This is a genomic window from Curtobacterium sp. MCBA15_004, from assembly GCF_001865055.2.
GTDB lineage: Bacteria > Actinomycetota > Actinomycetes > Actinomycetales > Microbacteriaceae > Curtobacterium.
Genome location: NZ_CP126266.1, coordinates 2,813,330 through 2,834,637 on the forward strand (window position 1 = coordinate 2,813,330; position 21,308 = coordinate 2,834,637).

Below are 21,308 nucleotides of genomic sequence, written 5' to 3' on the forward strand. Positions count from 1 at the left end.
TCTCCTTCGATCTGCTGGGGGCTGGTGCTGCACGTGGCGGGAGCGGGTCACGCGTGGGGAGGTCCGATCGGCGTCCGTCGGCCTGCGTGAGCGCTCACGACACGGACGACGCTAGCGGCTCGGGGCCGGACACGGAAGGGGACGCGCACGGTCGTCGTGACGTTCACGAAAAGGCTGGCGCGACGTCCGACCCAGCACTAGTGTGAGCGCTCACGGAGCACCGACCCTGCTCCGCTCGGCCCGTCCCGATGGAGTGATGCCATGCCGATCCGATCCGTTGTACCCACCCCGCCCCCACGCGGCGGCGCCTTCACACGGCGCAGCCTCCTCGCCGGTGCCGCAGCGGGAGCAGCGGTGCTCCCCCTCGCCGCCTGCGCCAGTCCCCTCGCCGCGGGGATCGCCGGCGCCCCGCTCAACCCGGAGACGCTCGTCTTCTGGAACCTGTTCGGCGGCGGTGACGGTCTCCGCATGCAGGCGATGGAGGCCGGCTACGCGAAGCAGCACGGCGGTTCGTCCTCGCTGCAGGCCACGACGTTCGCCTGGGGCAACCCGTACTACTCGAAGGTGACACTGGCCACCGTCGGGAACAAGCCGCCGGACGTCGCGATCGCGCACCTCACCCGGGCGAAGCCGCTCTGGGACGGCGGGCTGCTCGACGCCATCACGTCCGAGGACCTCGCGAGCGTCGGCCTCAGCGCGAGCGACTTCAACCAGAAGGCGTGGTCGGCCCAGAAGACCGACGGCAAGAACATCTGCGTCCCGCTCGACACGCACCCCTTCGTGCTGTTCTACAACGTTGACGTGTGCCAGAAGGCGGGCCTGATCGGCGCGGACGGCGAGCTCAAGGACCTGAACGGGCTCGAGGCCTTCGAGGCCGCGCTCGCCGCGGTCGCGAAGGTCACCGGCGGCACCGCGCTCAACGTCGCGAACGTGGTGCCCGAGACCGCGACCCCGTGGCGGTTCTTCTGGACGATGTACAACCAGATCGAGGGCGCGACGCCGTTCATCAGCGACGGCGGCGCGAAGCTCACCGTCAACGAGGACGCCTACACCAAGGTCACCGAGATGACCCAGAAGTGGGTGCAGAACGGCTGGATGAACAAGGCGCTCGACTACGCCACGGCGCAGTCGCTGATGTTCGACGGCAAGGCCGGGTTCTTCATGCAGGGCGAGTGGGAGATCAGCACCGCCCAGTCCATCAAGGGGCTGAAGTTCGGCATGGTGCCGATCCCGCAGCTGTTCGACAAGCCGGCCACCCAGGCCGACTCGCACACGTTCATCCTGCCGAAGAAGGACCGCACGCCCGAGCAGCGCAAGGCGCACCTGCTCTTCATCAAGCAGATGCTCGAGCAGAGCCTCACCTGGGCCGAGGGCGGGCACGTCCCCGCCTACATGCCGACGTTCGACAGCACCGCCTACAAGGACCTCAAGCCGCAGTCGAACTACGCGTCGGCCGCCGAGACCGCCGTGTTCGACGACCCCGCCTGGTACGGCGGGTCCGGCTCCACGTTCGAAGGCATCGTCGGCGCCCAGCTCGCCCTCGTGCAGCAGGGCAGCTCCACCCCGGCCAGCGCGCTCAGTGCCATCAAGGGGCAACTCCAGACCTACCTCGACACCCCGAGCCCGCTGTGATGCGGCCCGCGACCCCCTCGATCCCTGTGGCCCCCGCACGAGAGGCACGATGACGTGACCGCTGCACCCGTTCTCACCCGTCCCGCCGACGCCGCGTCGATCACCGGCCGGACCCGCTCCCGCGTCAACTCGACGAACCGCGGGCAGGGCCGCTCCGGCTGGCTGTTCCTCGCCCCGTTCGGACTCTTCTACCTGGCCTTCCTGCTGGGGCCGACGGTCTGGATGATCGTCACCAGCTTCTTCAACACCTCGACCGTCCGCACCGGGCTCGGCAGCTTCGCCGGGTTCGCGAACTACGCCGAGATGCTCGGACGCGCCGACTTCTGGTCGTCGCTCTGGCACACCCTGCAGTTCACGCTGTACACGACGCCGCCGCTCGTCATCCTGGCGTTCGTGTTCGCCGTGCTGACGAACCGGATGAACCGCGGCCAGTGGTTCTTCCGCCTGGCGTTCTTCCTGCCGTTCATCCTGCCGTCGGCGACGATCTCGCTCATCTGGGTGTTCATCTTCACGCCGTCGACCGGCCTGTGGGCGAGCCTGCAGACCGCGATCGGGATGACCCCGGGCTCCGGGATGCTGTCCAGCCCGAACACCGCGATGATCGGCGTCGCGATCGCCACGATCTGGTGGACGCTCGGGTTCAACTTCGTGCTGTACCTGGCCGGCCTGCAGGAGATCCCCCGTGAGCTGTACGAGGCCGCGGCCGTCGACGGCGCCTCGAACTGGCAGCAGATCAAGTCGATCACGCTGCCGCTGCTCGGCCGCACGACGACCCTGGTGATCCTGCTCCAGATCATCGCGAGCCTGAAGATCTTCGACCAGGTCTACCTGATGACGAACGGCGGCCCGGGCATCTCGACCCAGGTCTCGCTGCAGCTCATCACGGGCGTCGGCTTCACCGACAACCGCCTCGGTGCGGCATCGGCCGCCTCGGTGCTCCTGTTCATCGTGATCGTCGCGATCGCGGTCATCCGGCAGCTCGTCGAGCGCGCTGCCGCCAAGCGAGAGATCGGTGCCTGACATGACCGCCACCGAGAGCATCACGACCGGCCGCCCGAAGTACCGGTCCGGCGTCTCGTCGGCCGCCCCGACGAGCGCCGCGAAGATCGGCGTCAGCGGACGCGGCTTCACGATCGCGTCGGGCATCATCCTGACCGTCTTCGCGATCATCTGGCTCATCCCGAGCCTGTTCGCGCTGAAGACCTCGCTGTCCGACAACGGCGTCGCCGCACTGGGCGCGAACTCGATCCTGTCGAACTGGAACCCGACGCTGCACTCCTACGCGTCGCTGTTCCAGGCCGGGGACATCTGGAACTGGTACCTCGCCAGCGGGATCACGAGCTTGTTCACCACGGCGCTGACGGTGCTGTTCGCCTCGATGGCGGCGTTCGCGCTGTCCCGCCTGGCGTTCCGCGGCCGCAACGTCGCGTTCCTGCTCATCATCCTGGGCATCATGATCCCGACGCAGGTCCTGATCATCCCGATCTTCCAGGAGCTCAACGCGGTCAACCTGCTGAACACCTACTGGTCGGTGATCTTCCCGCAGGTACCCGCCGTGATCGCGGTGTTCATCTTCAAGCAGTTCTTCGACGGCATCCCGAAGGAGCTCGAGGAGGCCGCGCGCATCGACGGTGCGGGCATGTGGAAGATCTACTGGTCGGTCATCCTGCCGCTGTCGCGTCCGGTCATCGCCGCCGTGGCGATCCTGACGTTCGTCGGGGTGTGGAACAACCTGCTGCTGCCGCTGTTCGTGCTGTCGAACCCGGACCTCATGACGATCCCGGTCGGGCTCGCCACGGTCCAGGGCAGCTTCGGTCAGCGCTACGCGGACATCCAGGCCGGGGCGATCCTGGCGGCGCTGCCGCTCATCATCCTCTACCTGATCTTCCAGCGGCAGATCGTCGAGGGCGTGACGGGGTCCGGCCTCAAGGGCTGACGCGACCCCGGGACGGACGGGAGGCGCGGTGCCGGCTGGCACCGCGCCTCCCGTCCGTCGTCCGGTCGCGTCCACGACGTGCGGTCGCGCCGGCGGCGCGGGTCTCAGAGCGGGTCGAGGCGCCTGCGCAGCAGGCAGAACTCGTTGCCCTCGGGGTCCTGCAGGACGTGCCACGACTCCTCGCCGGTCTGCCCGATGTCGGCCGGCCGCGCACCGAGGCCGAGCAGGCGTTCCAGCTCGGCGTCCTGGTCGCGGTCGACGGGCGAGACGTCGATGTGCAGGCGGAGGGGCTGCGCCTTCGCGTGCTCGACCTTCGACAGGATGATCGTCGGGGCCGCTCCCCCGAACCCGGACTCGGGCCCGATCTCGATGCCGTCCTCGTCCTTGCCGAGTTCGACGTAGCCCAGCACGGCGCACCAGAAGCGCGACAGCTCCTCGGGGTCGTGACAGTTCAGCACCAGTTCGCTCAGTCGGCTGCTCATGCCGCGACCGTACTCGTCGCGGGACGCGGTCGACCGGAGCTCAGGCGGGGACGACCTGCCGGGCGTCGTGCTTCCAGAACCCCGAGAACGTGATGCGGTCCTTGGGCAGCCCGGCCCGGTGCAGGTGCCGACGCCCCTCGGTGGCCAGGCGGGACTCCCCCACGACGAAGGCGTACCCGCGGTCGTCGGAGGGGACGTGCCGCTGGAGTTCGGCGAGCGCCGCGTGCCCCGGGACGTCGTGCTCGGTCTCGTCGCGGACGATCCAGGTCACGACGACGCCGGCCGGCGCGTCGAGCTCGCGCACGTCGCCGGCGGTCGGGACCTCCTGGATGATGCGGCCGACCGTGTCGCGCGGCAGCGACGCGGCGATGCCGACGACGCCGGGCAGGCCGGTCTCCTCGGCGGCGATGACGACCTCGCTCGTGTCGGGCGGGCAGTCGAAGATGCAGCCCTGGTCGAGGAGCGCGAGCTCGTCGCCGGGTCGGGCGGCGCTGGCCCAGATCGCGGCGCGGCCCTCGGGCTCGCCGTCACGGTCGCAGTGCACCACGAAGTCGACGTCGAGCTCGGCCGCGTCGGGGCGGAAGGCCGCGACCGTGTAGTTCGCGCAGTGCGGTCGGACGGCCTCGGGGATCGCGAGGAACGACGGCCACCAGCGGCGCCCGTCGAGGTCCGGCATGCGGAAGCCGTCCTGGTCGGGGCGGGGCACGAACAGGCGGAACCAGTGGTCGAAGCCGAGGAACGGGAAGGCGTGCAGGTCGGCTCCGGTGACGGTCACGCGCTGGATCGACGGGGTGTGGCGGACGCTCCGGACGACGCGGGCCCGGAACAGGGCGGGGTTCTCGGGGAGGAGCCGCGGGGTCTTCGCCATGAGGCAAGGCTACCCTAAGCTGGTCCGCGTGCCAGCCCCCGATCCCCTGACGACGCCGACCCCGGCGGACCGCCGTCCGGCGTCCCCGGCGGCGGCTCCGGGCCCCCGGACGCCCGGCGCGGCGGCTCCCGGCGCAGCGCGGGTCGGCGGCACCGGCGTCGCGGCCCTCGGGGTGCACCGTGCCGCGGTCCGACGCCGGGTCGCGGTCGTCGCGGCCCTGGTCGTCGTCCTGCTGCTGGCCGCCGTCGCGAGCCTGCTCTTCGGCAGCAACCGGCTCGGGGTCGACCAGGTCCTCGCGGGGCTGACCCGCACCGGGTCGAGCACGACCGAGGCCGTCGTCTGGGGGTCACGCATCCCCCGCACCCTGATCGGGGCCGCGGTGGGAGCCGCACTCGGGATCGCCGGTCTGCTCATGCAGGGGCACACCCGCAACCCGCTCGCCGACCCCGGGCTGTTCGGCGTCTCGTCCGGTGCCGGCCTGGCGGTCGTGCTCGGGGTCTACGTCTTCGGGGTGACGAGCACGGGCGCGACCGTGTGGTTCGCCCTCGCGGGTGCGGTCGTCGCGAGCGTCGTCGTCTTCTCGGTCACGATCGCCGGCAGCGGCACCGCGAGCCCCGTTCCACTCGCACTGGCCGGCGCCGCGGTGTCGGCGCTGCTCGGCGCCGTGACGTCCTTCATCGTGCTCACCGACCAGCAGTCGCTCGACGCGTACCGCCTGTGGGTGGTCGGCTCGCTCGCGGCCCGGCAGCTCGACGTCCTGGCCGCCGCCGCCCCGTTCCTCCTCGTCGGACTCGCCCTCGCGGTGGCGAACGTCCGGTCGCTCGACGCCCTCGGGCTCGGTGCGGAGCTGGCCAGGGGCCTCGGCGAGAACGTGCTCGTCGCGCGGCTCGTCGGCCTCGGCGGCATCACGCTCCTCGCCGCGGGGTCGACCGCCGCCGCCGGGCCGATCGGCTTCGTCGGCCTCACCGTCCCGCACGTCGCCCGCGCGCTGGTCGGCACCGGGCACCGCTGGACCCTGCCGGTGAGCGCCCTCGTCGGCGCGGCCCTCGTGCTCGTCGCCGACGTGGTCGGGCGGCTGGTCGGCGGGTTCTCCGAGGTCGAGGTCGGCATCGTCCTCGCCGTCATCGGCGGACCGGTCTTCGTCGCCGTCGCCCGCCGTCGATCGCTGGTGTCGCTGTGAACGCCACGACCCGCAGCCCCGAGGTCGTCCCCGGCCGCCGCGGCGTGCGCGTCGGTCCGGTCGGGCTCGCCTGGCGCCCCCGGGTGCTCTGGTACACGGTCGGTGCGCTCGTGGCGGCCCTCGTCCTCGTGGTCCTCGGCGTCGCGATCGGCAGCACCTGGATCGCCCCCGCCACCGTCGTCCGCGCGCTGCTCGGCGCCGAGGACGGCCCCGAGGGCTTCATCGTCACGACCCTGCGCCTGCCCCGCGTGCTCACCGGCGCCCTCGTCGGCCTCGTGCTCGGCGTCGCCGGAGCCCTGACGCAGACCGTCACGCGCAACCCGCTCGGCACCCCGGACATCATCGGCGTCACCGCGGGCGCGAGCGTCGGCGCGGTCGCCGCGATCGTGCTCGGCGGCGGGTCGTACTCGGTGTCCTCGATCGTCCTCGGCGGCGGCATCCCGGTCGCGGCGACGATCGGTGCGCTCGTCGCCGCCGCGGCCGTGTACGGCTTCGGGTGGCGCGGCGGGGTGCAGAGCTACCGGCTCGTCCTCGTCGGCATCGGTGTGAGCGCGACGCTCGACGCGGTCACGAGCTACCTGCTCGTCCGCGCGAAGATCACGATCGCGACCGCGGCCTCGCAGTGGCTCGTCGGCAGCCTGTCGAGCACCTCGTGGTCGGCGGTGTGGCCGCTGCTCGTGGTCGCCGCCGTCGCGGTGCCGCTCGCCCTCGCCACGAGTGCGGCCCTCGGCACCGGTCAGCTCGGGGACGAGGTCGCCACCGGCGTCGGGCTCGGGGTGCAGCGGCACCGGCTGCTCGTCATCGTGCTCGCCGTCGTGCTCACCGCCGCCGCGGTCGCCGCCGCCGGGCCGATCGGGTTCGTGGCGTTCGTCGTGCCCCAGGTCGCGCTGCGCCTCGCGGGCACGAACCGCCCGCCGCTGCTGCTCGCCGGGGCCCTCGGTGCCGTCCTCGTGCTCGGGGCCGACCTGCTCGCCCGCTCCGCGTTCCCCTGGCAGGTGCCCGTCGGCATCGTCACGACCGTCGTCGGCGCCCCCTACCTGATCTGGCTCCTCGTCCGGCACCGCAAGGAGATGTCCCGATGACCGCACGCAGCGCGACCGACCCGTCCACGGCGACCGGAGCCGACGGACGGGGCCACCCGGCCGCCCCCGGCGCCGACGCGACCACCCCGTCGACGCACGCCGACGCACCGACCCGCACCGCGCCTCCCGGCGGGGTCCCCGTGCTCGAGGCACGCGGCCTGTCCGTCGGCTACGACCGCGAGCCGGTCCTGCGCGACCTGGACCTGCGGATCGAGCGCGGGACCGTCACGACGTTCCTCGGTGCGAACGGCTGCGGGAAGTCGACGCTGCTCAAGGCCTTCGGGCGCGTGCTGAAGCCGCAGTCCGGCGAGGTCATGCTCGACGGCACCCCGATCCGTCGGGAACCGACCCGCTCCGTCGCACGTCGGCTCGCGATCCTGCCGCAGTCCCCCGTCGCGCCGGCCGGCACGAGCGTGCTCGACCTCGTCATGCGCGGCCGCAACCCGCACCAGGCCTGGGCGCGACCGTGGACCGCGGAGGACGCCGACGTCGCCGAGCGGGCGATCGCCGCCACCGGGCTCACCGAGGTCGCGCACCGCGACGTCGCGAGCCTGTCCGGTGGACAGCGGCAGCGCGCGTGGATCGCCCTGGTCGTCGCGCAGCAGGCCGAGACCCTCCTGCTCGACGAGCCGACGACCTACCTCGACCTCGCGCACCAGCTCGACGTCCTGCGGCTCGTGCGGCGGCTGAACCGGGAGCAGGGCTCGACGGTCGTCATGGTGCTGCACGACCTGACGCTCGCCGCGCGCTACTCGGACCGGCTCGTGGTGCTGCACGACGGCGGGGCGGTCGCGGACGGGACGCCGCAGGAGGTCCTCACGCCCGCGGTGCTCGAGCGGGCGTTCGGGCTGCACGCCCGGGTGGTGCCGGACCCGGTCACCGGGGCGCCGATGATCGTGCCCGAGGCCGACGAGCACCACTGAGCAGGGGTGGGACGCGCGCGGCAGCGCCGGCGCTCGCACGAGTGCGGCAGCGCGTGCGGCAGCGCGCGGCGCGCGTGCGGCCCCGGGCAGCCCCGCACCTGGCGGAACCCACAGAGTTAGGTTAGGCTCCCCTAACGTGAAGATCCTCCGCCGCGGCTCCGTGCGCGCCGCCCTCGTGACCTCCGTGGCCGTCTCGGCCCTCCTGCTCTCCGGCTGCTCCGCATCGGACGGTGCCGACTCCTCCGGGGGTGCGGCGAAGGGTTCCGCAGCGAGCGGTCCGTGGTCGTACCGGGACGCCACCGGCGCCACCGTGAAGACCGACCACACCCCGAAGCGCGTGGTCGTCCTGAACGACATCGCGATCTCGTTCATCGAGTACGGCGTGCGCCCGGTCGGCACGTTCGGGCAGCTCACGATGGCGAAGGACAAGCGCTTCGCGGGGCTCGACACGAAGGGCATCACGCAGCTCGGCGACGCCTACGGCGACATCGACCTCGAGGAGCTCGCGGCCCTGAAGCCCGACCTCGTCGTCACCTCGGTGTACCCGACCGACGAGAAGGGCACGCTGGACAAGACGCAGCCCGCGTACGGCTTCAAGGACAAGGAGCAGCAGCAGCAGGTCGAGGCCATCGCTCCCGTCGCGACGGTCGAGTGGGGCGGCAAGGGCGAGGACGTCATCGAGGAGATCGCCGACCTCGCCGAGTCGCTCGGTGCGCCCGAGTCGAAGGTCGAGGCCGCCGAGAAGCGCTTCGACGCCGCGGAGGACGAGCTCGAGAAGGCCGCGAAGGCGAGCGACGTGTCCGTCGTCTCGATGTACGCCGACGGCGACGGCGCCTACGTCACCCGCCCGTCCGACGAGCCGACGCTGCAGATGTACTCGTCGTTCGGTGTCGACTTCGTCGACCCGAAGCCGAAGGGCTTCTACTGGGGCATCTACTCGTGGGAGAACGCCGGTCAGATCACCGGCGACGTCCTGCTGCTCTCCCAGCAGGGGTACCAGGTGGCGGACCTCGAGAAGCAGCCGACGTTCGCCGACAACCCGGCGCTCAGGGCCGGCCAGGTGCACAGCTGGACGTTCCCGGCCCTCGACTACGCGTCGCAGGCCGACTACATGACGAAGCTCGCGGGCTGGCTCACGGAGAGCAAGAAGGTCTCGTAGCCCGGGCGGAGCCGGACGGGAGGCGCGGTGCCGGCTGGCACCGCGCCTCCCGTCGTCCGCGGGGTCGCCACCACCGCCCCGATGGAGCAGACGACGTCGGGTCGCGCCGTGCGACCCGTCATCGTCTGCTCCATCGACGAGGGGCGAGGGCCCCGGGCGTCAGCGGACGGGCAGGGCGGCGTTCACCGCGGTCTGCGCCTGCCGCCAGACGGCCGCTCGCGCACCGGCGTAGTTCCCGCCCTGTCCGTTCGCGTACCGCCGGAGGTTCGCCTTGCCGCCGTCGGTGTTCCCCTGCCAGTAGGCCGTGACGGCGCGCTCACTGCCGCCGACGAGCCAGATCTGGTCGGCGGCGTCGGTCGTGCCGGTCTTCCCGAACAGCGTCGTACCGTCCGGCGTCTGCCCGCCGTCCGCGGTCCCGCCCCGGAAGGCGCCGCGCATCACGTCGAACGCCGTCGCCGCCGTCGACGCGGACACCGCTCGGGAGCAGGCGCGCGGCTGTCCGCCGAGGGCCTTCCCGTCGCGGCCGGTCACCTGGTCGACGACGACCGGGGCGCAGTACACGCCGCCGTTCGCGATGCCGGCGTACGCCGCGGCCACGGTGAGCGGTGCGATGCTCGTCGTCCCGAGCACCGCGGCCGGGTTCGCCGGCAGTTCGCCGCCGGTCGCGGGGTGCACGCCGAGCCGGGTCGCCACGTCGCGGATGTCGCACAGGTCGAGCTTCGACGCCATGTCGGCGTAGGCCGCGTTGACCGACTGGGCCGTGGCCGAACGCACCGAGTACGGCCCGGTCTGGCCCGCCGAGTCGTTCTTCGGGTTCCAGGCCTTCGTGGTGACGCGCTTGCCGCACTGCGTCCACGAGGACCGGGCCTGCCGGGTGCCGTCGACGACCGCGTCGGGGCTCCGGCCGTCGGCCAGCCAGGCGAGCAGCGTGAACATCTTGTACGTCGACCCGACCTGGAAGCCCGTCGAGCCGCCGTTCGCCTCGTCGGTCGCGAAGTTCAGCGAAGTCGCCGTCGGCGGGGCCGTCGAGGAACGGTCGTAGTCGGTGTTCTGCGCCATCGTGAGCACGCGCCCGGTACCGGCCTCGACGGTGTCGAACGTGGCGCCGAGGGCGAACTGCGCGCGAGCGGCGCCGTCGTACCGGTCCAGCAGCTCCTTGTGCCGGTCGTTGAGGTCGAGGTCGAGCGTCGTCTGCACGCGCAGTCCGCCCTTCCGCCAGGCGTCCGCCCGGGCGGCGTCGTCCGCGCCGAGCTGCGGCAGCGCCTTCGCGACCTCGACCGCGTACGCGCAGAGGTACTCGGCCCCGCGGACCGCGGACTCGCAGCCCTGCCGCGACGGGGTGAGCCGGACGTAGTCGGCCGGCGTCGAGGCGAGCGCGGCCTGCAGCCCGGCGTCGTCGAGGTGTCCCTGCTGGTGCATCGACCGCAGGATGACGTCGCGGCGGGCCTGGTTCGCCGCGTGGTGCTCCGGGGTCGACAGGTCGCGTTCCTCCGGCCACTGCACGATCGCGACGAGCGACGCCGCCTCGGCCGGGCTGAGGTCGGCGGCGTCCTTGCCGTAGTAGTGCTGCGACGCGGACTGCACGCCGTACGTCTGGTCGCCGAAGTAGGCAATGTTGAGGTACGCGGCCAGGATCTCGTCCTTCGTGTGCCGCTTCGCCAGACCGATCGCGAGCTTGACCTCGCCGAGCTTGCGGTCGAGCGACCGCTTCGTCGCCTCCTTCGTCGCGGCGTCGCGCTCCTCCTGGGTCGGCAGTTCGCTGGCCGCCTGGATCTTGATGTTCCGGACGAGCTGCATCGTCAGCGTCGACCCGCCGGAGCCGCCCTCGCCGCCCGAGGCCACCACGCTGACGAGCGACCGGACCAGGCTCGTGGCGTCGACGCCGCCGGTCTCGCGGAACCGCTTGTCCTCGCCGTCGATCGCGGCGTGCTCGACGGTGTCGCTGATCCGGTCGAGCCCGACCTCCTGCCGGTTCTGGTCCCACACGTCGGCCAGGTGCACGGGCTGTCCGCCGCGGTACGCCCAGACCTCGTTGCGGGTCGGCAGGTCACCGATCTCGATGTACTCGGGCATCGAGTCGAAGACGTCGATCGCGCTCGTCGTCCCGATCCCGGCGACCGCGAGCACCGGCGTCACGCCGACTCCCACCAGCAGTCCGGCCAGCACGCTGCCGCCCACGAAGCCGGCCGCGGCCCCGGTCACCCGTCGCATCGTCATGTGTCTCCCCCTCGGTCGAGTCCGTGGTGACCCTCGCAGCGCTCCTCGGACGATCACCCCGCGTTCCCGGGGTGGACACGGGGTGCGGGCTGGGAAAGGCCCGGGTCGGCACGGATCGTTACCGACCGCGGTGTCCGCGTGATGCGTCCGTGACCCGCTCGTGCCCGGTCCGGACCGGCGGCGGAGGCTAGCCTCGGGGCATGGAGACGGGGCGCTGGCGCGAGGACGTCCTCGGCCCGCCCTTCGAGCAGCTCGAGCTGCCGCTCGGCGAGGACGCCGAGGGACCCGTGGTCGCCACCCTCGTCCGGCGTCGACGGTCCCCGAACGACCTGCTCCTGCACGCCCGCGGGCCGCTGCACGGCGTCGACGTGCTCTACGTGCACGGATGGTCGGACTACTTCTTCCAGGTCGAACTCGCCGAACGCATCGAACGGCTCGGGGCACGCTTCCACGCGCTCGACCTGCGCAAGTACGGGCGGAGCCTGCGTCCGCACCAGACCCCCGGCAACGTCGACGACCTCGCGGTGTACGACGAGGACATCGGGGCCGCGCTCGACGCGATCGCCGCCGAACACCGCGGTGGACCCCGACGGCGGCTCGTGCCGATGGGCCACTCGACCGGCGGGCTGACACTGTCGCTCTGGGTCGCCCGGCACCCGGAGCTCGTCGACGGGCTGGTCCTGAACAGTCCGTGGCTCGAGTTCCAGGCGAGCGCGGTCGGCCGGGCCCTCGTGGCACCGGTGATCAGGCTCGGCGCCCGGCGGAACCCGCTCGCGCCGCTGCCGGCGGTCGACCCCGGCTTCTACACCCGCACCGTCTCGGCCGCGGGCGAGGGCTCGTGGACGTACGACCAGCAGTGGCGCCCGGACCGCGGCTTCCCGCTCCACCCGAACTGGCTCGCCGCCGTGTTCGCCGGGCAGGAGCAGGTCGAGCGGGGACTCGGCATCGGCGTCCCGACGCTCGTGCTGCTGAGCGACCGGAGCATGCTCCAGCCACGCTGGGACGACGGCATGGCCCGGGCGGACGTCGCGATCAACGTGGACGTGGTCGCCCGACGGGCACTGTCGCTCGGGGCCGAGGTGACCGTCCGTCGTCTGCACGGCGCCCTGCACGACGTCGTGCTGTCCGAGCCTGCCGTCCGCGAGCAGGCGTACGACGCGGTCGCCCGCTGGTCGGCCTCGCTCCCCCGCTGACGGGTCCGGCTGTGGGCCGGAGCAGCTGCCGGCCGGTCCGGCTGCTGACCAGTCCGGTCGCTGTCCCGGTCAGCCGCCGGTCGTGGCCCCGAGCCGCTCGACCGCCGTCCGGGTGGCCTCGGCGACGAGCGCGTCGGACGGCTCGGCGTCCGGCGCCGGGTGTGACGTCATCACGACGAGCACGATCGGGTCCCGCCCGGGCGGCGTGACGACCGCGACGTCGTTCCGGACGCCGTACGACGCCGTCCCGGTCTTGTCCGCCACCGTCCACGCGGGGTCGACCCCGGCCCGGATCGTGCCGTCACCGGTCGTCGTCCCGCGCATCGAGCCGAGCAGCAGCGCCCGGTCGTCGGCGTCGAGGACGTCCCCGAGCAGCACCGCGCGCAGGTCGGTGGCGGACTGCGCCGGGGTCGTGGTGTCCCGCCGGTCGCCCGGCACGGCGGTGTTGAGGTCGGGCTCGGTGCGGGACACGTCCGTCACGTCGTCCCCGGTGCTGCGGAGCCAGCGCGACACCGCCTCCACGCCGCCGAGGCGTTCGACGAGCAGGTTGGCCGCGGTGTTGTCGGAGGACCGGACCGCGGCGTCGACGAGCTGCCGCACGGTCAGCCCGGTGTCCACCGCGGGGCGCGTCACCGGGGCGTACGACAGCAGGTCGCCCCGGTCGTAGTGCACGACCTCGTCGAGGTCCGACCCGGTCGCGGCGTCGAGGACGGCCGCGGCGATGAACACCTTGTTCGTCGAGGCGAAGGCGAACCGCTCGTCGGCGTGGTACCCGATCGCGTGCCCGTCGCCGGTGTCGAGCGCGACCACACCGACCCGGGCACCCGAGCGGGCCTCGAGCGCGGCGAAGGCCTGCCGGGTGGCGGCGTCGGCCGTGGGCACCGGAGCGGGCGTCGAGGAGGGCGCGCCCGTGGTCGACGCGCTCGGCGCCACGGACGACCGGGGTGCGGCCGTAGGGCCGCCGGGGCTGCACCCGGCGAGCGCCAGCAGCCCCGCCACGGCGGACACCGCGAGCAGGGTCGCGCGCGCCGGGCGACCCGGCCGCGCCGTCCTCGTCGCGCGGGTCGGCCGCGCCGTCCTCGGCGCGCGGGTCGGCCGCGCCGTCCTCGGCGCGCGGGTCGGCCGCGCCGTCGTCGTCTGCACGGGCCGAGCATGCCGGACCGGGTCGGGACCGACCTGGACGCGGGGACCGTCGGACGCACGCCTGGGGACGGGGGTGGGCCCCGCCTCCCGGCCGTCCCGCGACCACTGCGGGGCGGACCCGGCGCGAACCGTCCGCGCCGGACGGACGGCCCGCCCGCCGCGCCCGCACCTGGCGGACGAGCCGCCTGCGGTGAGCGACCGCAGCCGCGGTCGCCCTCAGTCCCCTGGCCCGGCCCCGGCACCGGCCCCGGCCCCGGCCCCGGCACCGGCCAGTCGGCGCACCGTCGCGTGCGCGCCGTCGGTGAGCAGCCCGTCCAGGGCGTCCAGGTACGCGGCGACGAAGCGCTCGTCGTCCACGAGGTCGCCGAACACCGCCCGGTTCTCGATGAAGGCCGTGCGGTGCTCCCGCTGGGTCGCCGCCGTGCGCTGCAGGTCCTCGGCCAGCCGGTCGACGACCGTGATCGGCTCGCCGGACTCGTCGGTGCCCTCGGCGTACCTGGCCCACGACGCGACCACGGCGGCGGACAGCGTCACGGGCCTGCCGGCCGCCAGGTTCTCGCGGACGACCGGGAGCAGCCACGTCGGGATGCGGTCGCTCGACTCGGCGCACAGGCGGGCCAGGGTGTCCCGCACCTCGGGGTTGCGGAACCGGTCGAGGAGCGTCGCCTCGTAGGCGTCGAGGTCGATGCCGGGGACCGGGCGGAGCGTCGGCGCGCCCTCCTCGGCCATGTACCGGCGGAGGAACGTCGCGATCGCCGGGTCCTGTGTCGCCTCGTGCGCGGAGCGGTACCCGGACAGGTACCCGAAGTAGCACAGGGCCTGGTGGCTGGCGTTGAGCAGCCGGAGCTTCATGAGCTCGTACGGCTCGACGTCGTCGACGACCTGCACGTCTGCCTGCTCGAAGGGCGGGCGACCGGCGGGGTGGTCGTCCTCGAGCACCCACTGGAAGAACGGCTCGGCGACGACCGGCCACGCGTCGTCGATGCCGAGCTCGTCGCGCACCACGGCACGGTCGGCGTCGGTCGTGCCCGGGGTGATCCGGTCGACCATCGAGTTCGGGAAGGCGACGTGCTCGTCCACCCAGTCGCCGAACGCCGGGTCCTGCAGCCGGGCGAACGCGGTGAACACCGCGCGGGCGACGTGTCCGTTGCCCTGCACGTTGTCGCAGGACATCACCGTGAAGGGCTCGATCCCGCGGTCACGGCGACGACGCAGCGCCTCGGTGACGAGGCCGAAGACGGTGCGCGGCGGGGTGTCCCCGGCGAGGTCTGCGACGACGCCTGGGTCATCGGCGACGAACGCTCCGGTGACGCGGTCGGTGTTGTACCCGCCCTCGGTCACCGTCAGGCTGACGATGCGCGTGGTGGGTGCAGCCATCCGTTCGAGCACCGCCTCGGGGTCGTCCACCGCGAGCAGGTACTCGACGATGCTGCCGACCACGCGTGCCTCGCGGGACCCGTCCGGGTGCTGCAGGACCAGCGTGTACAGCCCGCCCTGCTCCCGCATGACATCGGCCATCCGGCGGTCCTGGTCGAGCACGCCGACTCCGCAGATGCCGTACTCGCGGGCCTCGCCCTGCTCCAGCAGCCGGTCGACGACCATCGCCTGGTGCGCCCGGTGGAAGCCGCCGACGCCGAAGTGCACGATCCCGGGCACGACGTCGTCGCGGTCGTACGTCGGGACGGGCAGGCCGAGGGCGGCGACCTGGTCGAGGGTGTCGGGCGACAGGCGGACGGGCATCGGTACTCCTTCGTACGCGGCGGTGGTCCACCGGCTGCGGCGGACACGGATCAGTCTGCCACCCGGAACGTCCGTGCTGCACAGCGGTTCACGGCTGGGAGTCCCGGGGGACGAACCTGAGGGAGTGCTCCCATTCGTTGCACCGAGTGCATCGATGCACCTAGTGTCTCCACTCGTGACCACCTCGACCGACCGCCGCGCTGCCCTCAAGGCGAAGCACCGCGCCGCGATCGTGCAGGCCGCGCGCGACCTGATCGACGCACGCGGAGGCCGTGGGTTCAGCGTCGACGACCTCGCCGAGCGGGCCGACGTCGCCCGCCGGACGGTGTTCAACCACTTCGCCTCGCTCGACGAGGTCCTGCTCGCCGTGTGCGAGGAGGAACTCTCCGTGATCATCGACCGCTTCCTCGCCGACATGGCGCGGACCCCGGTCGGCGACGGGAGCCGGGCGTCGATGTTCGACGAGCTCGAGTCCGCGGCGCGCGGGGCCGACCTGGCACCGGCGATCTCCGGCATGTACCGGATCATCGGCGAGCCCGGGAAGGAGGACCCGAAGGCCGCGGTGCTCACGCAGACGGCGTTCTCGCGGGTCACCGACCGGCTGCGCGACGAGGTCGCCCGGCGGCACCCCGGCGCCGACCCCCTCGACACGGCCCTCCTGGTCGACTCCCTGATGAGCGGCATCGTCGTGATCGCCGACCACTGGCTCACGACCGACGGCCCCGACCTGACACCCCACAGCCTGGGCGCCTGGGACGCACTGCTGAGCAGACTCGTGCACAGCGTCCGCTCCGGCTACATGGCCGTCGACTGACACCTCCCCCCGGGGTCCACCGGCGCACCCCGCACCTCCACAGCACCTGACACGAAAGGAACGGGGCAACCGCATGGCCGGTCTCCTCTACCGTCTCGGACGGTTCGCCGCACGACGCCACTGGCTGGTGATCATCACCTGGATCGTCCTCATGGGCATCGCGGGACTCACCTACAGCCTGTTCGCCGGCACGATCTCGTCGTCGATCACGATCCCGAACACCAAGACGAGCCAGGTCCAGGACCAGCTCGCCGACAAGTTCCCGTCGGCGAACGGCGGCAACGGCACGCTCGTGTTCGAGACGACCGACGGCAAGGCCTTCACGGACGAGCAGAAGGCGGACGTCGGGTCCTTCCTGAAGGGACTCGAGGACCTCGACGGCGTCAAGGGGGTGCGCGACGGGTTCACGGTCCAGCAGCAGCTCGACGAGCAGCGCCAGAAGATCACCGACGGCCGGCAGCAGATCACCGACGGCCGAGCGCAGATCACGCAGCAGACGGCGCAGCTCGACGCGGGCAAGCAGCAGCTGCAGCAGGCGCAGCAGCAGCTCGACCAGCAGAAGGCACAGGCGCAGTCCGCCGGTGCCGCCGCGGCGGCCGGCAGTGCGGCGGGCGCAGCGGCCCAGGCGCAGCTCGAGCAGGCGCAGGCCCAGATCGACGCGCAGCAGCAGCAGATCACCTCGGGTGAGCAGCAGATCCAGGCCGCCGAGCAGAAGCTCGACGCCAGCGAGCAGCAGCTCGAGCAGGGGTCCGACCTGCTCGACCTGTCGAAGGGCATCCGGTTCGTGTCGTCGAACGACTCGGCCGCGATCGGCACCGTGCAGTTCACGACGTCGACCTACGAGGTCCCCCAGGCGACCAAGCAGGCGATCTCCGACCGTGCCGACGACGCGAAGATCGACGGCGTCGCGGTGTACGTCTCGAACGACATCGCGCAGGGCGTGCCGTCGATCCTCGGTCCGGGCGAGATCATCGGCGTCGTCATCGCGGCGCTCGTGCTCCTGCTCATGCTCCGCACCGTGATCGGCGCGGCGATCCCGCTCGTCTCCGCGGTGCTCGGCGTCGGCGTCGCGACCCTCGCCTCGCTGTCGTTCTCGAGCCTGGTCGAGTTCATCTCGGTCACGCCGGTCCTGGGGGTGATGCTGGGCCTGGCGGTCGGCATCGACTACTCGCTCTTCATCCTCAACCGGCACCGCACGCAGCTGAAGACCGGCATGGGCGTGCACGAGTCCATCGGCCTGGCGAACGGCACCTCCGGCAACGCCGTGGTGTTCGCCGGCACGACCGTCATCGTCGCCCTGCTCGCGCTGAACATCACGGGCATCCCGTTCCTCGGTCTGATGGGCACGGTCGGCGCGGTCGCGGTCCTGTTCGCGATCCTCATCGCCACGTCCTTCACCCCGGCGCTGTTGTCGCTCATCGGCATGCGGATCCTCCGGCGGAAGGAGCGCGACCAGATCGGCAGCACGGGTGCGATCCGGGTGCCGAACAAGCCGATGTCGACCTGGCGCGCGGTCGTCACGCTCGTCGCCGGCGTCGCCGTGCTCGGCACGATCGCGCTGCCCGCGACGCAGATGCGCCTCGGCCTGCCGACCGGTGCGTCCGAGTCGGTCGAGTCCAGCCAGTACAAGGCCTACAAGGCGCTCGACGACGAGTTCGGCGCCGGCCAGAACGGTCCGCTGCTCGTCGTCGCCGACCTGCCGAAGGCGATCAGCAAGGACGACGTCACCGCGACCGAGGTCACGATCGGCCAGGCGCTCGCGAAGAACGACGACGTCGAGGCGGTCCTGCCGATCGGCGCCTCGAAGGCCCGCGACATCATCGCCTTCCAGGTGAAGCCGTCCGGCGGCCCCGACAGCGTCTCGACCGAGGACCTCGTGAGGGACCTCCGCCAGCAGACCGTCCGGACCGACGACGGCCGGGTTACGCTCGGCGTCGCGGGCAACGCGTCGGCGAACATCGACGTGTCCGAGAAGCTCGCGAACGTGCTGCCGCTCTACCTCGTGGTGGTGGTCGGCCTGTCGCTGCTCATCCTCATCCTGGTGTTCCGGTCGTTCCTCGTCCCGATCACCGCGACGGCCGGCTTCATCCTGTCGGTGCTCGCGTCGTTCGGTGGTCTGACCGCGATCTACCAGTTCGGCTGGCTCGGCTCGGTGTTCGGGGTGCACGACCCCGCGCCGATCCTGAGCTTCCTGCCCATCATCGAGATCGGCATCCTGTTCGGTCTGGCGATGGACTACCAGCTGTTCCTGGTGTCGGGCATGCGCGAGGCGTACGCCCACGGCGCCTCGGCGAAGGTGGCGGTCCAGCGCGGTCTGCACGCCGGACGCGCGGTGGTCACGGCGGCCGCGATCATCATGATCTCGGTGTTCGCGGGCTTCATCTTCTCGGACTCCTCGACCATCAAGCCGATCGGCTTCGGGCTCGCGTTCGGTGTCCTCATCGACGCCTTCGTGGTCCGGATGCTGCTCATCCCCGCGGTCATGCACCTGCTCGGGAAGAGCGCCTGGTGGATCCCGAAGTGGCTCGACCGGATCCTGCCGGACGTCGACGTCGAGGGCGCGAAGCTCGAGCGGTCGCACCCGGGCGACGGCAGCGGCGCCCAGCACGGCACGGACGACCAGCACGGCCCGCGCCACGGTGCACACGCCGCACCGGTCGCTCCGGACGGCGGCGGGACGCACGCGGAGGGCCACCACGGGTCGCACGCCGCGGACGTGGCACCCGACGCGGGCCCGCACGAGGGGCACACCCCGACGCACCGCGCCTAGGCACGGCCGGTCGCGTCCCGATGCGACGAGCCGGTCGCGACCCTCGCTCGCGTCCCGACGCGACCACCCTGGAGGCCCGGTGCCGGTCCACGAGACCGGCACCGGGCCTCCCGTGCGTGCGCCAGCCACGCGACCCGTCTCCCCTCGACGGATCGTTCGCCCACGAAGTACCCTGACGACATGACCGCGACCGACGTCGACCCCCTCGCCCTCGACCGGCAGCTCTGCTTCGCCCTGGCCGCGACGAGCCGGAGCGTGATCGGCCTGTACCGCGACCTGCTCGACCCGCTCGGCCTGACGCACCCGCAGTACCTCGTCATGCTCGCGCTCTGGGAGCACGACCCCCGGTCCGTGCGCGAGATCGCCCGCGAGCTCCGCCTCGACTCGGCGACCCTCAGCCCGCTGCTCAAGCGCCTCGAGGCCTCCGGCTACGTCCGCCGTGCCCGCAGCACCGCCGACGAACGGCAGCTCGAGGTGTCCCTGACCACCGCGGGCCGCGCGCTCCGCGCCCGCGCCCGGGACGTGCCGCTCGCCGTCGCCGACCGGCTCGGGTGGCCGCTCGCACGCCTCGAACGCCTGAAGGACGACCTCGCCGAGCTGCTCGGGCGGGTCGACGCGCTCGACTGAGGGGTCGGCCGCCAGTGCGGGGCCCTCGACGCGCGGAACACTTCGTGCCACAATGATTGGTGTACGAACGAAAGGACGGACCGTGGGTCGCTTCGGCAGCTGGTACGACCGCTGGAACCGCACGCTCATCGAGAAGATGGGCCCCTCGCAGATCGGCGCCGGGCGCGACGAGGGCGTCGACGACCGCACGGTCGACCGGCCCTGCCCGATCTGCCACCAGCCGCTCTCGCAGCACACCGTGATCCGCCCCGAGGGCCAGGTCCGGTCGAGCACCCTGGTGTGCCCCGTCCGCTGAGCATCCGCCGAACGTGTCCGCCGGACGCGGAATTGCTCGGGGCAACACGTGGTTCAACGGTTCCGTGAAGCTCTTCGAACCCGCCGACCTCGGCGCACTCCACCTGAACAACCGCATCGTGATGGCCCCGCTCACCCGGACCCGCGCCGGAGCCCAGGGCGTCCCGAACGACCTCCTCGTCGAGCACTACGCGCAGCGCGCCGGCCTCGGCATGATCATCACCGAGGGCACCTGGCCCGTGCAGGAGGGTCGCTCGTACCCCGGCCAGCCCGGCATCGAGACCGACGAGCAGGTCGCCGGCTGGCGCCGCGTCGCCGACGCCGTGCACGAGCGGGGCGGCACCATCGTCATGCAGCTCATGCACGGTGGCCGCGTCTCGCACACCGACATCTCCGGCACCCCGCGCATCGTCGGCCCGTCCGCGGTCGCCGCGCCCGGCCAGACCCACCTCGCCGACGGCAGCAAGGCCGACATGCCCGTCCCGCACGAGCTGACCACCGACGAGGTCCGCGAGGCCGTGCAGCAGTTCGCCCGCGCCGCCCGCAACGCGATCGCCGCCGGCCTCGACGGCGTCGAGGTGCACGGTGCGAACGGGTACCTCGTGCACGAGTTCCTCTCCCCCGTGTCGAACACCCGCACCGACGTGTACGGCGGGTCGCCCGAGAACCGCGCACGCTTCGCGGTCGAGGTCACCACGGCCGTCGCCGAGGCCGTCGGCGCCGAGCGCGTCGGCATCCGCCTGTCCCCGGAGCACAACATCCAGGGTGTCCTCGAGGAGGACGCCGACGACGTGCGCGCCACCTACACGGCCGTCGCCGAGGGCCTCGCCCCGCTCGGCCTCGCGTTCGTGGACGTCCTGCACGCCGAGCCGGGCAGCGACCTCGTCCAGCACGTCCGCCGGACCGCCGGTGCCCCGTTCATCGCGAACTCGGGCTTCTCGTCGATGACGTCCCGCGACGAGGCGATCACGCTGCTCGACCAGGACCTCGCGGACGCCGTCGCCGTGGGCCGCGCGGCGATCGCCAACCCGGACCTCGCCGAGCGCTGGGAGCAGGACGCGGAGCTCAACGAGCCGCGCCCCGAGCTCTTCTACGGCGCCACGGCCGAGGGCTACACGGACTACCCGACGCTGGCCGAGCTGCAGGAGCGCGCCGCGTAGTCGACGCGACCACCCCACGGACGGGAGGCGCGGTGCCGGCTGGCACCGCGCCTCCCGTCCGTCTGCGGTCCCGCTCCCGGCGCCGACA

At 72.5% G+C, this 21,308-nt stretch carries 18 protein-coding genes; 13 read left to right on the forward strand and 5 right to left on the reverse strand.

Features of this window, described 5'->3' with window-relative positions; translation table 11 throughout:
- The first annotated feature begins 261 nt into the window (after positions 1 to 261).
- Genes QOL16_RS13245 through QOL16_RS13255 form a run of 3 tightly spaced genes read left to right on the forward strand, consistent with a single transcriptional unit; the run spans position 262 to position 3,568 of the window.
- A complete protein-coding gene (locus QOL16_RS13245; RefSeq protein WP_071247804.1) occupies positions 262 to 1,632 on the forward strand; it encodes an extracellular solute-binding protein in 1,371 nt (456 codons plus the stop codon).
- Between the two features lie 54 nt (positions 1,633 to 1,686).
- Entirely contained in the window at positions 1,687 to 2,652 is a 966-nt protein-coding gene (locus QOL16_RS13250) for a carbohydrate ABC transporter permease (RefSeq protein ID WP_139197509.1), read from the forward strand.
- A gap of 1 nt (position 2,653) precedes the next feature.
- Positions 2,654 to 3,568, forward strand: a complete 915-nt coding sequence (locus tag QOL16_RS13255; protein WP_065964280.1) for a carbohydrate ABC transporter permease — start codon at positions 2,654 to 2,656, stop codon at positions 3,566 to 3,568.
- A 104-nt stretch (positions 3,569 to 3,672) separates the two neighbouring features.
- Here the strand turns inward: QOL16_RS13255 and QOL16_RS13260 are convergent, their stop codons facing one another.
- Together QOL16_RS13260 and QOL16_RS13265 are read right to left on the reverse strand one after the other, a co-directional pair.
- Positions 3,673 to 4,050 carry a VOC family protein gene (locus QOL16_RS13260; RefSeq protein ID WP_065964282.1) on the reverse strand — a complete coding sequence of 126 codons (378 nt, stop codon included), beginning with the start codon at positions 4,048 to 4,050 and terminating at the stop codon, positions 3,673 to 3,675.
- Positions 4,051 to 4,090: 40 nt separating this feature from the next.
- Positions 4,091 to 4,918: a siderophore-interacting protein gene (locus QOL16_RS13265; protein WP_071247802.1), complete on the reverse strand. Its 828-nt coding sequence runs from the start codon at positions 4,916 to 4,918 to the stop codon at positions 4,091 to 4,093.
- Positions 4,919 to 4,946: 28 nt separating this feature from the next.
- On the opposite strand from QOL16_RS13265, the gene QOL16_RS13270 reads away from it, so the two are divergent.
- From QOL16_RS13270 to QOL16_RS13285, 4 genes are all read left to right on the forward strand, one after another.
- Positions 4,947 to 6,098, forward strand: a complete 1,152-nt coding sequence (locus QOL16_RS13270) for an iron ABC transporter permease (RefSeq protein ID WP_254780134.1) — start codon at positions 4,947 to 4,949, stop codon at positions 6,096 to 6,098.
- The gene (locus QOL16_RS13275) at positions 6,095 to 7,180 is read left to right on the forward strand and encodes an iron chelate uptake ABC transporter family permease subunit (RefSeq protein ID WP_254780136.1); all 1,086 of its coding nucleotides are present in this window, start codon (positions 6,095 to 6,097) and stop codon (positions 7,178 to 7,180) included. Before QOL16_RS13270 ends, QOL16_RS13275 begins: the two co-directional genes overlap by 4 nt.
- Positions 7,177 to 8,103, forward strand: a complete 927-nt coding sequence (locus tag QOL16_RS13280; protein ID WP_254780138.1) for an ABC transporter ATP-binding protein — start codon at positions 7,177 to 7,179, stop codon at positions 8,101 to 8,103. Before QOL16_RS13275 ends, QOL16_RS13280 begins: the two co-directional genes overlap by 4 nt.
- Positions 8,104 to 8,239: 136 nt before the next feature.
- Positions 8,240 to 9,262, forward strand: a complete 1,023-nt coding sequence (locus tag QOL16_RS13285; protein WP_083394859.1) for an ABC transporter substrate-binding protein — start codon at positions 8,240 to 8,242, stop codon at positions 9,260 to 9,262.
- Positions 9,263 to 9,421: 159 nt separating this feature from the next.
- On the opposite strand, the gene QOL16_RS13290 is transcribed toward QOL16_RS13285, so the two are convergent.
- On the reverse strand, positions 9,422 to 11,479 hold the full coding sequence (locus QOL16_RS13290) for a transglycosylase domain-containing protein (RefSeq protein WP_071282072.1): 2,058 nt from the start codon (positions 11,477 to 11,479) through the stop codon (positions 9,422 to 9,424).
- A gap of 200 nt (positions 11,480 to 11,679) precedes the next feature.
- On the opposite strand from QOL16_RS13290, the gene QOL16_RS13295 reads away from it, so the two are divergent.
- Entirely contained in the window at positions 11,680 to 12,672 is a 993-nt protein-coding gene (locus QOL16_RS13295; RefSeq protein WP_071282074.1) for an alpha/beta hydrolase, read from the forward strand.
- 69 nt (positions 12,673 to 12,741) lie between these two features.
- On the opposite strand, the gene bla is transcribed toward QOL16_RS13295, so the two are convergent.
- Both bla and QOL16_RS13305 read right to left on the reverse strand, forming a co-directional pair.
- Positions 12,742 to 13,680 (reverse strand): class A beta-lactamase, encoded by a 939-nt coding sequence (bla, locus tag QOL16_RS13300; protein WP_254780151.1) that lies wholly within the window; start codon positions 13,678 to 13,680, stop codon positions 12,742 to 12,744.
- Between the two features lie 351 nt (positions 13,681 to 14,031).
- Positions 14,032 to 15,555: a mannitol dehydrogenase family protein gene (locus tag QOL16_RS13305; RefSeq protein WP_071282076.1), complete on the reverse strand. Its 1,524-nt coding sequence runs from the start codon at positions 15,553 to 15,555 to the stop codon at positions 14,032 to 14,034.
- Between the two features lie 175 nt (positions 15,556 to 15,730).
- On the opposite strand from QOL16_RS13305, the gene QOL16_RS13310 reads away from it, so the two are divergent.
- The 5 genes from QOL16_RS13310 (at position 15,731) to QOL16_RS13330 (ending at position 21,220) form a co-directional block, all read left to right on the forward strand.
- Positions 15,731 to 16,369, forward strand: coding sequence for a TetR/AcrR family transcriptional regulator (locus tag QOL16_RS13310; RefSeq protein WP_171898822.1), 639 nt, complete (start codon positions 15,731 to 15,733; stop codon positions 16,367 to 16,369).
- A 73-nt stretch (positions 16,370 to 16,442) separates the two neighbouring features.
- Positions 16,443 to 19,139: an MMPL family transporter gene (locus QOL16_RS13315; protein ID WP_071282078.1), complete on the forward strand. Its 2,697-nt coding sequence runs from the start codon at positions 16,443 to 16,445 to the stop codon at positions 19,137 to 19,139.
- 180 nt (positions 19,140 to 19,319) lie between these two features.
- Positions 19,320 to 19,766 carry a MarR family winged helix-turn-helix transcriptional regulator gene (locus QOL16_RS13320; protein WP_071282079.1) on the forward strand — a complete coding sequence of 149 codons (447 nt, stop codon included), beginning with the start codon at positions 19,320 to 19,322 and terminating at the stop codon, positions 19,764 to 19,766.
- An 82-nt stretch (positions 19,767 to 19,848) separates the two neighbouring features.
- Positions 19,849 to 20,061: a hypothetical protein gene (locus QOL16_RS13325; protein ID WP_175473025.1), complete on the forward strand. Its 213-nt coding sequence runs from the start codon at positions 19,849 to 19,851 to the stop codon at positions 20,059 to 20,061.
- A gap of 64 nt (positions 20,062 to 20,125) precedes the next feature.
- Entirely contained in the window at positions 20,126 to 21,220 is a 1,095-nt protein-coding gene (locus tag QOL16_RS13330) for an alkene reductase (protein WP_071282084.1), read from the forward strand.
- Positions 21,221 to 21,308: the final 88 nt, after the last annotated feature.

What these genes read in the sequence shown, in the direction of transcription:
- QOL16_RS13290 (WP_071282072.1), bottom strand. Translation starts at nt 11,479, where the DNA reads ATGACGATGCGACGGGTGACCGGGGCCGCGGCCGGCTTCGTGGGCGGC.
- QOL16_RS13280 (WP_254780138.1), top strand. Translation starts at nt 7,177, where the DNA reads ATGACCGCACGCAGCGCGACCGACCCGTCCACGGCGACCGGAGCCGAC.
- QOL16_RS13305 (WP_071282076.1), bottom strand. Translation starts at nt 15,555, where the DNA reads ATGCCCGTCCGCCTGTCGCCCGACACCCTCGACCAGGTCGCCGCCCTC.
- QOL16_RS13315 (WP_071282078.1), top strand. Translation starts at nt 16,443, where the DNA reads ATGGCCGGTCTCCTCTACCGTCTCGGACGGTTCGCCGCACGACGCCAC.
- QOL16_RS13260 (WP_065964282.1), bottom strand. Translation starts at nt 4,050, where the DNA reads ATGAGCAGCCGACTGAGCGAACTGGTGCTGAACTGTCACGACCCCGAG.
- QOL16_RS13320 (WP_071282079.1), top strand. Translation starts at nt 19,320, where the DNA reads ATGACCGCGACCGACGTCGACCCCCTCGCCCTCGACCGGCAGCTCTGC.
- QOL16_RS13265 (WP_071247802.1), bottom strand. Translation starts at nt 4,918, where the DNA reads ATGGCGAAGACCCCGCGGCTCCTCCCCGAGAACCCCGCCCTGTTCCGG.
- QOL16_RS13245 (WP_071247804.1), top strand. Translation starts at nt 262, where the DNA reads ATGCCGATCCGATCCGTTGTACCCACCCCGCCCCCACGCGGCGGCGCC.
- QOL16_RS13295 (WP_071282074.1), top strand. Translation starts at nt 11,680, where the DNA reads ATGGAGACGGGGCGCTGGCGCGAGGACGTCCTCGGCCCGCCCTTCGAG.
- QOL16_RS13255 (WP_065964280.1), top strand. Translation starts at nt 2,654, where the DNA reads ATGACCGCCACCGAGAGCATCACGACCGGCCGCCCGAAGTACCGGTCC.